This is a genomic window from Pseudomonas sp. I3-I5 (genome assembly GCF_022699445.1).
In the GTDB taxonomy this organism is placed as follows: domain Bacteria; phylum Pseudomonadota; class Gammaproteobacteria; order Pseudomonadales; family Pseudomonadaceae; genus Aquipseudomonas; species Aquipseudomonas fulva.
The window spans coordinates 1,921,069-1,933,934 of sequence record NZ_CP093940.1 but is presented as its reverse complement, the minus strand read 5'-3'; the positions used below and the strand labels follow the sequence as shown (position 1 = coordinate 1,933,934).

Sequence of the window (12,866 nt, the reverse complement as noted above, 5' to 3'; positions counted from 1 at the left end):
GGCGCCCATGGACGAGGGTGCCTGAGCCTTAGAAGAAGCCCAGTGGATTGATGTCATAACTCACCAGCAGGTTCTTGGTCTGCTGGTAGTGGTCGAGCATCATCTTGTGGGTTTCGCGGCCCACGCCCGACTTCTTGTAGCCCCCGAACGCAGCGTGCGCCGGGTACAAGTGGTAGCAGTTGGTCCAGACGCGCCCGGCCTTGATGCCGCGGCCCATGCGGTAGGCACGGTTGATATCGCGGGTCCACACGCCAGCGCCCAGGCCGAATTCACTGTCGTTGGCGATGGCCAGCGCCTCGGCTTCGTCCTTGAAGGTGGTCACACCCACCACGGGCCCGAAGATTTCCTCCTGAAACACGCGCATCTTGTTGTCGCCCTTGAGCAGCGTGGGCTGGATGTAATAGCCGCTGGCAAGGTCGCCCTGCAGGCGCTCGGCAGCGCCGCCGGTCAGCAATTGCGCGCCTTCGTCCTGGGCGATCTGCAGGTAGGACAGGATTTTGTCGTACTGCTGCTCGGAGGCTTGCGCGCCGACCATGGTGTCGGTATCGAGCGGGTTGCCACGGCTGATCTTGGCGATCTTCTTCATCACCTCGGCCATGAACGGCTCGTAGATCGATTCCTGGATCAGCGCCCGCGACGGGCAGGTGCACACCTCGCCCTGGTTGAAGAAGGCCAGGACCAGCCCTTCTGCCGCCTTCTCGATGAAGGCGGGCTCGGCCTGCATGATGTCCTCGAAGAACACGTTCGGCGATTTACCGCCCAGCTCTACCGTCGAGGGGATGATGTTGTCCGCAGCGCACTTCATGATGTGCGCGCCCACCGGCGTGGAACCTGTAAAGGCGATCTTGGCAATGCGCTTGCTGGTGGCCAGGGCCTCTCCGGCTTCACGGCCAAAGCCCTGGACGATATTGAGCACGCCAGCGGGCAGCAGGTCGGCGATGAGTTCGGCAAACACGGTAATCGACAGCGGCGTCTGCTCGGCGGGCTTGAGCACCACGCAGTTGCCAGCGGCCAGTGCCGGGGCAAGCTTCCAGGCGGCCATCAGCAAAGGGAAGTTCCAAGGGATGATCTGCCCCACCACACCCAGCGGTTCATGGAAATGGTACGCGACGGTGCCCTCGTTGATCTCGGCGGCGCCGCCCTCTTGGGCTCGGATGCAGCCGGCGAAATAGCGGAAATGATCCGCCGCCAGCGGCACGTCGGCATTGAGCGTTTCACGAACGGCCTTGCCGTTGTCCCAAGTTTCGGTGATCGCCAGCACCTCCAGGTTCTGCTCGATGCGATCGGCGATGCGCAGCAGCATCAGCGCGCGGTCCTGCACCGAGGTTCTGCCCCAGGCATCGGCCGCGGCGTGGGCGGCGTCCAGGGCCTTGTCCACATCCTGGGCGGTGGACCGCGGAAATTCGGCGATCGGCTGGCCGTTGACCGGCGAGCTGTTGGTGAAATATTGCCCCGCCACTGGCGGTACGAACTGGCCGTTGATGAAGTTGCCATAGCGTGGCTTGAAGGACACGACGGCGCCTGGGGTTCCGGGTTGTGCGTAGATCATGCTGAGCCTCTGCGGGTCGATGCCTGCCTGCGACAGGCGATACGACGATGGTAAAAAGCCTCGCTTGCCAGGCGAATGCATCGTTGGCAGCGGGGCGCTCGTCATTTGGTAGTAGGGTTCAGCGCTGCGCGGTTGCGCTGGCGCCCTGCAATTGCTTGGGCAGCTTGAAGGTCCAGAGCATGCCGCCCTGGTTGAAGTCCTTGACCCGCTTGGCCACCTCCCCGCCCCACAGCGGTACAGCCCCGCCCCAGCCGGAGACCACCGACACGTACTGCTCGCCATCCATTTCCCAGGTCACCGGTGAGCCAAGGACACCGGAGCCGGTCTGGAACTCCCACACTTTCTCGCCGGTCTTGGCATCGAAGGCCTGGAGGAACCCCTCGGGGGTGCCGGTGAAGACCAGGTTGCCCTTGGTGGTCAGCACCCCACCCCACAGCGGGGCGTAGTTCTTGTGGCGCCAGACTTCCTTGCCGCTGACCGGGTCGATGGCACGCAGTACGCCGATGTAGTCTTCGTTCAGGGGCTTGATGGTGAAGCCTGCGCCCAGAAACGCTGCGCCTTTCTTGTAGGCGATGCCCTCGTTCCAGATGTCCATGCCCCATTCGTTCGAAGGCACGTAGAACAGCCCGGTGTCACGGTTGTAGGCCATGGGCATCCAGTTCTTGGCGCCCAGGAAGGCCGGCGCGACGAACACCGAGCTGCCCTTGGCCTCGCTGCCCGGTGCGCCCGGGCGACTGGCGTCGTTGTAGAGCGGGCGACCGTCCTTGTCCAGGCCCGTGGCCCAGGTGATCTTGTCGACGAAGGGGAAGCCGCGGATGAACGTGCCGTTGGTGCGGTCTAGCACGTAGAAAAAGCCGTTGCGGTCAGCCGTGGCGGCGGCCTTCACCTCCTTGCCCCCGTCCTTGTAGTTGAACGCTATCAGCTCGTTGACGCCGTCGAAGTCCCAGCCGTCGTGGGGCGTGCTTTGGAAGTGCCACTTGATCGTTCCATCGTCCGGGTTCAATGCCAGACGCGAGGACGAATACAGGTTGTCGCCGGGACGCAGGTGCGAGTTCCAGGGGGCGGGGTTACCGGTGCCGAACAGGATCAGATTGGTTTCCGGGTCATAGTAGCCGCCCAGCCAGGGAGCCGCGCCGCCGGTCTTCCACAGATCGCCCGGCCAGGTCTTGCCGGCTTCACCGCCCGAGATGCCGTTCTCGATGGCTTTGCCGTCCTTGTAGACATAGCCCATGTGGCCCTCGACCGTGGGCCGCATCCAGAGCAACTCGCCATTCTCCGGGTTGTAGGCCTGGATCTTGCCCACCACCCCGAATTCGCCCCCGGCAACGCCGGTGATGAGCTTGCCGTTAACGATCATGGGCGCCGCGCTGATGGAGTAGCCTTCCTTGTGGTCGGCCACTTTTTTGCTCCAGACCACTTTGCCGGTGTCCTTGTTCAGGGCCACCAGTTTGGCATCCAGGGTGCCGAAGAAGACCAGGTTGCCGTACAGCGCAACCCCTCGGTTGATGACATCGCAGCAAGGGCGGATATCGTCGGGCAGGCGGGCATCGTACTGCCACAGCTTCTTGCCGGTGCGTGCGTCGACGGCGAATACCCGTGAGTAGGAACCTGTGAGGTACATGACCCCATCCTTGATCAACGGCTGCGCCTGCTGGCCGCGCTGCTTCTCGCCGCCAAACGAGAATGCCCAAACCGGCCGCAACTCCTTGACGTTGCGGGTGTTGAGCATGTCCAGCGGACTGTAGCGCTGGCCCTGCACACCCAGCCCGTTGGTCACGATCTGCTGGGGGTTCTTGGGGTCTTGCAGGATCTCGGCATCGGTGACGCCGGCGTGGGCTGCGCCGGCAAGCAGCAAGGCGCTGAACACAAGGCTCAAGGCAAACACGGGACGGCATGGAGTACGGGTCATGGCAGCTACCTTTGGCTTTTTGTTATGCCGGGAAATTTTCCCGGTGTGGCGGGAATTCTTGTTCCCGCCCTGGCTGCCAGCAATTGACCGCAATGCGCAAAACCCTAGTTCCTTGGTACAAGGGAACAGGGCCTGGCCGTTATCAGGGCCTCACATCCACCCGTTGCATCACCTGCTTTTCATAGCGTGGGTACAGGTGACTGACACTTCGAATCAGCTCATAGCGCGTCAGGCTGATCGCGGCAAACCGCTCGGGCACAGGGCTGCGGATCATCTCGACCATGTCGGCGCCCTGCTCGGCGCCTTCGCGCATCAGGCCATCCAGCCAACGCAGGTAATCGTGCATCTGGGCAAAGGGCCTGCTATCGCTTGCGACAGGGCCATGGCCCGGTACCAGTTGCTGCCAGGGCAAGGCCTGCAACGTGTCCAGGTCACGTTGCCAGACGTCAAGCCCCGGGCTGTTGGGCGTGGTCAGGGCACGCTCGTAGAACACCAGGTCGCCCGCGAACAGCACGCCGGTCGTTTCATCGAAAATGGCCAGGTCAGCGCCGGTATGCCCTGCCAAGCCCAACAGGCGCAGTCGATGCCCGCCCACTTCACGCCTGCCGGGTTGTACCACCTCGGTCGGCAAGACCACTTCGGTGCCTCGCATCCAGTCACCGACCAGACGGTACATGTTCTCGGCCATGGCATCGCCCTGCTGACGCAACAGCTCGGTCGTACCGGCCAGCGCAGCGATCGGCACCTCGGCGAATGCCTGGTTACCCAGCACATGATCCGGGTGGTGATGGGTCAACAGGACTTCGATGACGGGCTTGTCCGTGACCCCGGCGATTGCCTGGCGCATGGCCTCCCCATAGCGCTTGGACGGCCCACTGTCGATCACCACCACACCGGCGTCGGTCACGATGAACGCCGTGTTCACGACATTACCGCCGTTGGCCTTCTGGAAATTGTCGGTACTGCCTTCAATTACCCAGGTGCCCTGGGCGATCTGTCGCGGCCCCAGCCGGTAGTCGAAGTCGGCCAGCGCCGGCAGGCCCACGCCCAGCAGCAAGAGCATCATCCATCGCATCAGATACCTCCCATGGGCATGAAACCACGCCGGCCACGTTCAAGGCACGGCGGCTTCGAACCGATTGCCGCTGTTGTCCTGAAGCACCAGGCGGTTAGGCCCCGGTGCGCGTACATCGAACCCAAGGCTTGGGTTTTCACTGACCGCCGGATAAAGCACCAAGGTCGCGATCTGCTGCCCGTGTTCATCCAGCAACTCAGCTTGGTTGATGAAGAACTCGGGAATCCCGCTGACCAGGCCATTGTCCATGGGGTGAGCGATCTGCAGGCGCAAGCGGCTGCCATCCTGGCGCCGATAGCGCCCCCCGAGCACTTCACCCAAGTGCTCCTCCCATCCAGGCTGGGTGCGCACCACGCTGGGTGCGGTGCACCCCCCACCCGCTGCGTCGACCAGGGCCGATCCCACATGCCAGGTGCCGTCGCGGGTCAGCGCCGCTGCGCGTAACGGCGTAGCCTGCTCGACCCGGATGCGCACCGACAACCAGGGCATGACCTGTTCCCCAGGTTCGAAGTCGACGATGCGCGGCAACGGATTGAGCTCGGCCCAGGCCAGAATCCGCACCACGTCAGGCAAGGCCCGAGCATCGATCTCCAGCGGGACCAGGCGAGCATCCTCGGCAAAAGGCGGCGCCAGCACCTTGACCCGATCATCGAAGACGAACGGCGCCTGGTTCAAGATCTGCTTGTGGTAGAACGCCCACATCACCGAAGGGACAGGGTCGGCATTGCTGGCAGGTGTACCGCCCAGCCCATGAGCCGACCCGCTCAGGATGCACACCAGCCCCAATCCCGCTCGCCAGTTCATCGTCCGCTCCTATTGGTACATCTCCGGGACTTCGTAGCGCAGCCCGTAGTGCGCGTAGAGCGCCTGCATGCGCCCCTCGCGGATCATCGTTTCCAGGGTTTCTTCCAGGGCATAGGCCAGCTGCCGGTTGCTTTCGTGCACCGCCATTCCGATTTCCCAAACCTGCTTGCCCAGGCTGGGGTAGGCGTTTTCAGCCACCTGCAGGTGCCGATCCCGGGCCTGGTGCAGTTGCCAATCCACTTCACCGCGCATGGCCATCACCGCATCCACCTCGCCCTTGCCCATGGCCGCGAACGCTCGCTGCACGCTGGGGTAGTGGCGCGCGCTGGCACGCAGTAGCCCGTCGAACACCGATGTCAGGTAGAACGAAGGCACGCTGTCCACCTCGACCCCGACCGGGTGACCCTCTAGCGCCGCGATACTACTGACCGCAGGCAGGCGCCTGCGATCGAACGCCACCTGCCAGCGCTCCTGCTGGTAAGGGCCGAACATCACCACCTGGCCGTTTTCCAGCTCGCCCAATTCGTTGCGCTTCTGGGTATAGGCCTGGTCGTAGGGCACGCGCATCATCACATCGGCCAGCTGCTGGTGACGCAGCGGGCTTGCTCGCCAGATGTAATCGCGCAGGTCGTCGTCGAGCTTCTCGCCAGGCGGTGCCCAGATCAGTTGCAGGCGTACGCCCAACCCGTCGGCCAGCGCCTGCGCCAGCTCCACGTCCACCCCACGGGCCTGGCCATGGTCCTGGAAACTGTAGGGGGCAAAGTCCTTGTAGACCGCCACCTTGAGCTCGCCTGCGGCGATGATCGAATCGTAGTTGCGCACCTGCGCCTGCACCGCCGCCCCCCCTAGCAGCAGGCCGGCAATGGCGCAGAACATGGCCGCCCAGTGGCGCACGACGTTCATTCCTCCACGTGCACGCTGTCCAGGTAAGTGCGCACTGCCCAGAGCGCTTCCTGGCTCAGGTAGTCCGCCATCTTGGGCATGTATACGCGGCCATCGCGTACGGCACCGTGACGCACACGTTCGACGAACCACTCATCACCCGCTTCACCGACGTCGAGCATGCGCAGGTCAGGCGCGATGCCGCCGGACTTGGCTTCAAGACCATGACACGCCGCGCAGTTCTGGTTGTACGCCGACGCCCCGATTTCGATCGCCTTGTCGTGCTCGGGCGACTCGCGGTAAGGGTTGACCGCCGCCCAGCCATCGGCATCCAGGCTCACGCCAGCCTCCTTGATCGGGGTCAGCCCCTGGGTCTCCACCGCCTGCGGCACCACGTTGCCATGGGCCCAGGCCGACCCGGTCAACACGGCACCGGCCAACAGGCCGGCAGCCAGCACGACGTTGCGTTTGATTGTCATTGTTATGCCCTCACGGTTGCACGCAAGGCCTCAACCACAGAGGCCGTGCCGCCATCTTAGAAACCGCGGCGCCGGGGCCGTATGCTGCTTTGGTGGTCGGGTGCTCGTTCCTTGGTAGTAGGGCTTGCGACGACGTGCGAAAAGAGGTTGGCGGTGGGAAGTTTTCCCGGCCTCGGCGGGATTTTCTCCCTGTTGCGCAGCGTCCGGACGGACCACGCTGTGCGGGCCAAACTCCACAGGGAATTGCAACCATGACAACAAGATCGCTACCCGCCCCGTCTCCCCTGGCCCTGAGCGTGAAGGCCCTGCTGCTGGCCGCAAGCCTGGCCACCGGGACAGTGGCCACGGCGGCAACCACAAGCCCGGCACCTGCCAGCAAGAACGTGACCTGGGAAGACATCGCCAACGACCACCTCACGACTGGGGACGTCCTGCAATACGGCATGGGCACCAACGCCCAGCGCTGGAGCCCGCTGGCCCAGGTCAACGACAAGAACGTGTTCAAGCTGACCCCGGCCTGGTCTTACTCCTTTGGTGACGAAAAGCAACGTGGCCAGGAGTCTCAGGCTATTGTCAGCGACGGCGTGGTGTACGTCACCGGCTCCTACTCGCGGGTATTCGCCCTCGATGCCAAGACCGGCAAACGCCTGTGGACCTACAATCACCGCCTGCCGGACAACATTCGCCCGTGCTGCGACGTGGTAAACCGTGGCGCTGCCATTTACGGCGACAAGGTCTACTTTGGCACGCTGGACGCCCGGGTCATCGCGCTGAACAAACACACCGGCAAGGTGGTGTGGAACAAGAAATTCGGCGACCACAGCGCCGGCTACACCATGACCGGGGCGCCTGTGCTGGTCAAGGACAAGACCAGCGGCAAGGTGCTGCTGATCCACGGCAGCTCCGGCGACGAATTCGGCGTGGTAGGCCAGCTGTTCGCCCGTGACCCGGAAACCGGCGAGGAAGTGTGGATGCGCCCCTTCGTCGAGGGCCACATGGGCCGCCTCAATGGCAAGGACAGCACCCCTACTGGCAACGTCAAGGCACCGTCCTGGCCGGATGACCCGACCACCGAAACCGGCAAGGTGGAGGCCTGGAGCCACGGCGGCGGCGCACCCTGGCAGAGTGCAAGCTTCGATGCCCAAAGCAATACCATCATCGTTGGTGCCGGCAACCCAGGCCCCTGGAACACCTGGGCACGCACCGCCAAGGACGGCAACCCGCACGATTACGACAGCCTCTATACCTCCGGCCAGGTGGGCGTGGACCCCAGCACTGGCGAGGTCAAATGGTTCTACCAGCACACCCCCAACGACGCCTGGGACTTCTCTGGCAACAACGAGCTGGTGCTGTTCGACTACAAGGACAAGCAAGGCAAGGTGATCAAGGCCACGGGGCATGCCGACCGCAACGGTTTCTTCTACGTGGTCGATCGCAACGACGGCAAGCTGCAGAACGCCTTCCCCTTCGTCGACAACATCACCTGGGCCAGTCACATCGACCTCAAGACCGGCCGTCCCGTGGAAAATCCAGGGCAACGGCCCGCCAAGCCGCTGCCGGGAGAAACCAAGGGCAAGCCGGTGGAAGTGTCGCCACCCTTCCTGGGCGGCAAGAACTGGAACCCCATGGCCTACAGCCAGGACACCGGTCTTTTCTACATCCCGGGCAACCAGTGGAAAGAGGAATACTGGACCGAGGAAGTGAACTACAAGAAAGGCTCCGCTTACCTGGGCATGGGCTTTCGCATCAAGCGCATGTACGACGACCACGTAGGCACCCTGCGCGCCATGGACCCGACCACCGGCAAGCTGGTGTGGGAACACAAGGAGCACCTGCCGCTGTGGGCCGGGGTGCTGGCGACCAAGGGCAACCTGGTTTTCACCGGAACCGGTGACGGTTTCTTCAAGGCTTTCGACGCCAAGACCGGCAAAGAGCTTTGGAAATTCCAGACGGGCAGCGGCATCGTTTCCCCGCCCATTACCTGGGAGCAGGACGGGGAGCAATACATCGGTGTCACTGTCGGCTATGGCGGGGCGGTGCCGCTGTGGGGCGGCGACATGGCCGAACTGACCAAGCCAGTGGCCCAGGGCGGTTCTTTCTGGGTGTTCAAGATACCGAGTTGGGACACCACGACTGCTCAACGTTGACCGACAGCGGGGCGCGCTCCGGCTGCGCCCCGCCCTTTTGCGTCTGTCCAGGGAACTCGATCATGACCTTTCTACCACTGGCCTTGTTGCTGGCCATCACCCCCGCGTTGGCGCTGGCCACTGATAGCGATGACGGCGACACGCCGTTGAGCATCAACGGCTGCGTGATCGCCGAAGCCAGCCAATGCCCCGGCGCCAACCTGCGGGGCGCCAAGCTGGCCAATCAGGACCTGCGCAAGATGAACCTGGCCGGCGCCGACCTGCGCGATGCCGACCTGCGCCACGCCCGGCTGGACCTGGCCAATCTCGAAAAAGCCCGGTTGCAGGGCGCCAACCTGACCCGCGCCAGCCTGCAGCAAAGCAACCTGCGCCTGGCCGACCTGAGCAGTGCACGGCTGATGGCCATCCAGGGCTGGGGGCTGTTTGCCCAAGGCGCCCAGTTCACCAACGCCGACCTGAGCGCTGCCTACCTACAATTCGCCCGGCTCTCGGGCGCCAGGATGCAGCAGGCCAACTTGCAGGCTGCCGACCTGGAAATGGCCTGGCTGAACAAGACCGACTTGCGCGGCGCGCATCTGAACGATGCCAACCTCCAGGAAGCCAAGCTTGGGCAGAGCAACCTCGAACAAGCCAAGCTGGAAGGCGCGCGCCTTCACTACGGCAACTTCCAGGACGCCAACATGCAAGGCTGCAGCGGCTGCCCAGCCACCTGGGAACATTGACTTCGAGCACTCGGCTAACCCGCTACACGTACCAGACCCAGGTCGATGCCCACGTGCACCAGTTCAGCATGGGAGCCGACCTGCAGTTTGCTCTTGAGCATGGTCAGGTGATTGGAGACGGTCTTTGCACTGATACACAGCTGCTCGGCGATCGACCGGGCCGGTGTGCCGCGAACCAGCATCACGAAGATTTCCAGCTCCCGCTGGGTCAGGCGTTGCAGCCTGGGATCACAAGCATCGTGCGTCGAGCTGCAGGCCAGTTGGGTAGCCAGCCCCTGCTCGATGTACGCGTATCCGGCAAGCACGCGCTGTACGGCCTCGACCAGAACCTGCGGGGCCGAGCTCTTGGTCAGATAGCCGGCCGCGCCGGCGTCCAGCGCCTGGCGTACCAGTGGCAGCTCGTCATGCATGCTGAAGAACAGCACCCGCAACTGCGGCAGGCGCTGGCGCAGGCGTCGGGTGGTTTCCAGCCCACTGATGCCGGGCAGGCCGAAGTCCATGATCACCAGATTCGGTACCTGCTCCTGCACGCGAGCCAGGGCTTCTTCACCGCTGGCAGCCTCACGCACCTGCATCGATGGCAACACGGCGCGCAGCAGGCTGGCGTAGCCTTGGCGAACCACGGCGTGGTCGTCGACCAGCACGATATTCATGACACCTCCAGGGGAATCGTCAGGGCCAGTGCCCACCCGGCACCGGGACGGGTGAGAATGCGCAGTTCACCGCCCAGGCTGCGGGCGCGCTCGGCCATTGAATGCAAACCTACCCCGGGCCGCCCAGGCTGGCTGGCGCCGCAGCCGTCGTCGCGAACCAGAAGGCGCAGCCCGTTGGCGCCCCGTTGCAGGCGTATCCGCACCTGACGGGCGTGGGCATGGCGAGCGACGTTGGTCAGCGCTTCCTGCAACAACCGGTACAGATGCGTGCGTTGGGTAGATGACAGCGCCGGCAACTGGGCCCCGACCCGCAAATGACACTCGATGGCCTGGCTGGCACGCCATTGGCTCACCAACTGGTCGAGGGCTTCGGCCATGGGCAGGTGCTGCAGCGCAACCGGGTACAAGTCCCGTATCAAGGCTCGGAAACCGAACTGCAAGCCTGCACAGTTGCGCTCCAGCGTCTGGGTGGTTTGTCGCACCTGCTCAGGTTGGTGGGCACACAATTGCAACAGACACACCTGGGCGCGGATGCCGGCCACGTACTGGCCCAGGTCGTCGTGCAGCGCCTGAGCCAGCCGCGTGCGTTCCTGCTCCTGGACCGCCAGCAAAGCGCCAGTCAGTTGCTGGTTGTCGGCCTGGGCCTGCTCGATCGCCGCGGCCATCTGGTTGAAGTGCCCGGCCAATTGGCGCGCTTGCGGGCCACCGGTCACTTGCAGACGCACGTCCAACTGCCCTTGCGACACCTGGCGCAATGCACGCAGCAGCGCAGCCAGCAGGCGCAGCCCGCGCTGCACGGCCCAACTGATGGACAGCAGGCTCATGGCCAACGCGACAGCACATACCGCCAGCAGCTGTTGCAGCGAGTCCCAGACTTCATCGACCTCATCGCGTGCGTCCACGCTCAACGCGACGCGGCGGCCATCATCGAGTACCAGCATACGGGTGCTGTCGTAGTGCTCGCCTGCCAGCACCGTGCCCAACCAGCCATCGAGCCCGGCCTCGGACGGCACCGCCGTTTTTTCAGGCTCGCCAGGGTTCAGCCAATGCACGCGCACGTGGCGCAGGTGCTCGGTCAGCACAGGTTGCAGGCTCGCCGGGTCGTGGCTGGCGGCTTGGGCCATGTACGCCATCACCGCTTCGGCCGACTGCAACTCCCGCTTCACATCGGCTGATGCCTGGTGCAGCACGACCCCCGCGCAGGCCAGGGTCAACACCGCGAAACAGCCAGCGACCCACAGGTTGATACGCCAGAGGGCAGACAGATTGACAGCATGCATGACCGGGCTCCAGGGCAACTGCTGCCATCCTAGGGCGCCACGCCAGCGCACCCGCTACTACCTTGGTAGCGGCTGGGCGCTACTTTCTGCATATTCCCCCGGCCCCGGCAGGCTTTCTATGCTGGCGCCATCTGCCGTGGAGTGCGATATGCGCCAGCCTGCCCACCTTGTCCTGACTTGCCTGCTGACCTTGCTTGCGCCGACGGCCTGGGCTCAGAACGAAAGGGCCGACACACAGGCCGTGAGCCCCTTGCAGATCCGTATCGGCTACCTGAGCTATCGCCCTGACAGCGGCCCGCTGTTGTCCACTATCTGGCCTGAACCGAACGATGCCGGCCTGCAAGGGGCACAGTTAGCCGTTGCCGACAGCAATACCACCGGGCGGTTTCTCAAGCAGCAGTTCGCGCTGGTCAGCGCACGTGCCGACTCCGCCGAGCAACTGCTGCATGCCGCCCAGGCCCAGCATGGGGATGGCGTGCGGTTGTTCGTCATCAACGCGCCGGTCGCCAGCCTGCGGGCCTTGTCTGCGGCCCTGCCTGACAGCCTGCTGTTCAATGCCGGCAGCCCGGATGACGCCATACGCAGCGTGCAGTGCCTGGGCAATGTGCTCCACGCCCTGCCTGGGCGGGCGATGCTGGCCGATGCGCTGGTGCAGTTTCTGGTGCTGCGCAAATGGCAGCGCGGGTTGCTGATCGTCGGGCAGACCCCGGACGATGAAGCCTACGCCGCCGCGCTGCGCCGCGCGGCCAAGCGCTTTGGCCTGCAACTGGTGGCCGAGAAGCGCTGGACGTTCGACAACGACCAGCGCCGCAGCGCCCAGGCCGACATGCCGCTGTTCACTCAGGCGCGCGAATACGACGTGGTGCTGGTGGCTGATGAACGGGGCGACTTCGGCGAATACGTGCCCTACCAGACCTGGTTGCCACGCCCGGTCGCCGGCACTCAGGGCCTGACGCCCACCGGCTGGCACAAGACCGTAGAAACGTTTGGCGCCGCGCAATTGCAAAAACGCTTCGAAGCGCAGGCCGGCCGTTGGATGAACGACCGCGATTTCGCAGCGTGGATGGCCGTGCGCAGCATCGCCACGGCCGTCAGCAAGCTGCGCGAGGCCAAGCCCAGGGCCTTGCAGCAACTGCTTGTGAGCGAACAACTGCCACTCGACGGTTTCAAGGGGCGCAAGCTCAGCTACAGGCCCTGGAATGGCGAGCTGCGCCAACCCATCCCCCTGGTGCAGCCCAGAGCCCTGGTCAGCACCTCACCGCAGGAAGGCTTCCTGCACCCTTCCAACGAGATGGACAGCCTGGGATTCGACAAGGCCGATGTGACCTGCACTTACCCCTGACACGCCCACACAATAACAAGGAAC

11 protein-coding genes are annotated in these 12,866 nt (G+C 64.2%); 3 read left to right on the top strand and 8 right to left on the bottom strand.

The genetic code is table 11. The annotated features are described in order from the left end of the window. Positions 1-28 precede the first annotated feature (28 nt). The 6 genes from MOP87_RS08775 to pedF all read right to left on the bottom strand — a co-directional run bounded on the left by MOP87_RS08775 (position 29) and on the right by pedF (position 6,698). Positions 29-1,549, bottom strand: coding sequence for an aldehyde dehydrogenase family protein (locus MOP87_RS08775; protein WP_242810408.1), 1,521 nt, complete (start codon positions 1,547-1,549; stop codon positions 29-31). A gap of 118 nt (positions 1,550-1,667) precedes the next feature. Continuing rightward, the gene (gene pedH, locus MOP87_RS08770; protein WP_027914782.1) at positions 1,668-3,458 is read right to left on the bottom strand and encodes a PQQ-dependent alcohol dehydrogenase PedH; all 1,791 of its coding nucleotides are present in this window, start codon (positions 3,456-3,458) and stop codon (positions 1,668-1,670) included. A 142-nt stretch (positions 3,459-3,600) separates the two neighbouring features. Then, on the bottom strand, positions 3,601-4,533 hold the full coding sequence (locus tag MOP87_RS08765) for a quinoprotein relay system zinc metallohydrolase 1 (protein WP_110606771.1): 933 nt from the start codon (positions 4,531-4,533) through the stop codon (positions 3,601-3,603). Between the two features lie 39 nt (positions 4,534-4,572). Next, positions 4,573-5,337, bottom strand: a complete 765-nt coding sequence (locus MOP87_RS08760; RefSeq protein WP_110606772.1) for a quinoprotein dehydrogenase-associated SoxYZ-like carrier — start codon at positions 5,335-5,337, stop codon at positions 4,573-4,575. A gap of 9 nt (positions 5,338-5,346) precedes the next feature. Next, positions 5,347-6,240 (bottom strand): transporter substrate-binding domain-containing protein, encoded by an 894-nt coding sequence (locus MOP87_RS08755; protein ID WP_242810407.1) that lies wholly within the window; start codon positions 6,238-6,240, stop codon positions 5,347-5,349. Beyond that, entirely contained in the window at positions 6,237-6,698 is a 462-nt protein-coding gene (gene pedF, locus MOP87_RS08750) for a cytochrome c-550 PedF (protein ID WP_110606774.1), read from the bottom strand. Before pedF ends, MOP87_RS08755 begins: the two co-directional genes overlap by 4 nt. A gap of 251 nt (positions 6,699-6,949) precedes the next feature. Between pedF and exaA the strand changes: the two genes are divergently transcribed. Continuing rightward, positions 6,950-8,845 carry a quinoprotein ethanol dehydrogenase gene (gene exaA / locus MOP87_RS08745; protein WP_027914777.1) on the top strand — a complete coding sequence of 632 codons (1,896 nt, stop codon included), beginning with the start codon at positions 6,950-6,952 and terminating at the stop codon, positions 8,843-8,845. A gap of 62 nt (positions 8,846-8,907) precedes the next feature. Beyond that, a complete protein-coding gene (locus MOP87_RS08740) occupies positions 8,908-9,567 on the top strand; it encodes a pentapeptide repeat-containing protein (RefSeq protein ID WP_027914776.1) in 660 nt (219 codons plus the stop codon). Positions 9,568-9,581: 14 nt separating this feature from the next. On the opposite strand, the gene MOP87_RS08735 is transcribed toward MOP87_RS08740, so the two are convergent. Continuing rightward, entirely contained in the window at positions 9,582-10,220 is a 639-nt protein-coding gene (locus tag MOP87_RS08735) for a response regulator transcription factor (protein WP_027914775.1), read from the bottom strand. After that, a complete protein-coding gene (locus MOP87_RS08730) occupies positions 10,217-11,500 on the bottom strand; it encodes a histidine kinase (protein ID WP_059183105.1) in 1,284 nt (427 codons plus the stop codon). The genes MOP87_RS08735 and MOP87_RS08730 overlap by 4 nt, the downstream gene beginning before the upstream one ends. Before the next feature lie 148 nt (positions 11,501-11,648). On the opposite strand from MOP87_RS08730, the gene MOP87_RS08725 reads away from it, so the two are divergent. Next, positions 11,649-12,842, top strand: a complete 1,194-nt coding sequence (locus tag MOP87_RS08725) for an ABC transporter substrate-binding protein (protein WP_027914773.1) — start codon at positions 11,649-11,651, stop codon at positions 12,840-12,842. Positions 12,843-12,866: the final 24 nt, after the last annotated feature.

Bases quoted from the DNA above. Each gene is read 5' to 3' on its own strand.
- MOP87_RS08775 (WP_242810408.1), bottom strand. From the start codon at position 1,549: ATGATCTACGCACAACCCGGAACCCCAGGCGCCGTCGTGTCCTTCAAG.
- pedH (WP_027914782.1), bottom strand. From the start codon at position 3,458: ATGACCCGTACTCCATGCCGTCCCGTGTTTGCCTTGAGCCTTGTGTTC.
- MOP87_RS08765 (WP_110606771.1), bottom strand. From the start codon at position 4,533: ATGCGATGGATGATGCTCTTGCTGCTGGGCGTGGGCCTGCCGGCGCTG.
- MOP87_RS08760 (WP_110606772.1), bottom strand. From the start codon at position 5,337: ATGAACTGGCGAGCGGGATTGGGGCTGGTGTGCATCCTGAGCGGGTCG.
- MOP87_RS08755 (WP_242810407.1), bottom strand. From the start codon at position 6,240: ATGAACGTCGTGCGCCACTGGGCGGCCATGTTCTGCGCCATTGCCGGC.
- pedF (WP_110606774.1), bottom strand. From the start codon at position 6,698: ATGACAATCAAACGCAACGTCGTGCTGGCTGCCGGCCTGTTGGCCGGT.
- exaA (WP_027914777.1), top strand. From the start codon at position 6,950: ATGACAACAAGATCGCTACCCGCCCCGTCTCCCCTGGCCCTGAGCGTG.
- MOP87_RS08740 (WP_027914776.1), top strand. From the start codon at position 8,908: ATGACCTTTCTACCACTGGCCTTGTTGCTGGCCATCACCCCCGCGTTG.
- MOP87_RS08735 (WP_027914775.1), bottom strand. From the start codon at position 10,220: ATGAATATCGTGCTGGTCGACGACCACGCCGTGGTTCGCCAAGGCTAC.
- MOP87_RS08730 (WP_059183105.1), bottom strand. From the start codon at position 11,500: ATGCATGCTGTCAATCTGTCTGCCCTCTGGCGTATCAACCTGTGGGTC.
- MOP87_RS08725 (WP_027914773.1), top strand. From the start codon at position 11,649: ATGCGCCAGCCTGCCCACCTTGTCCTGACTTGCCTGCTGACCTTGCTT.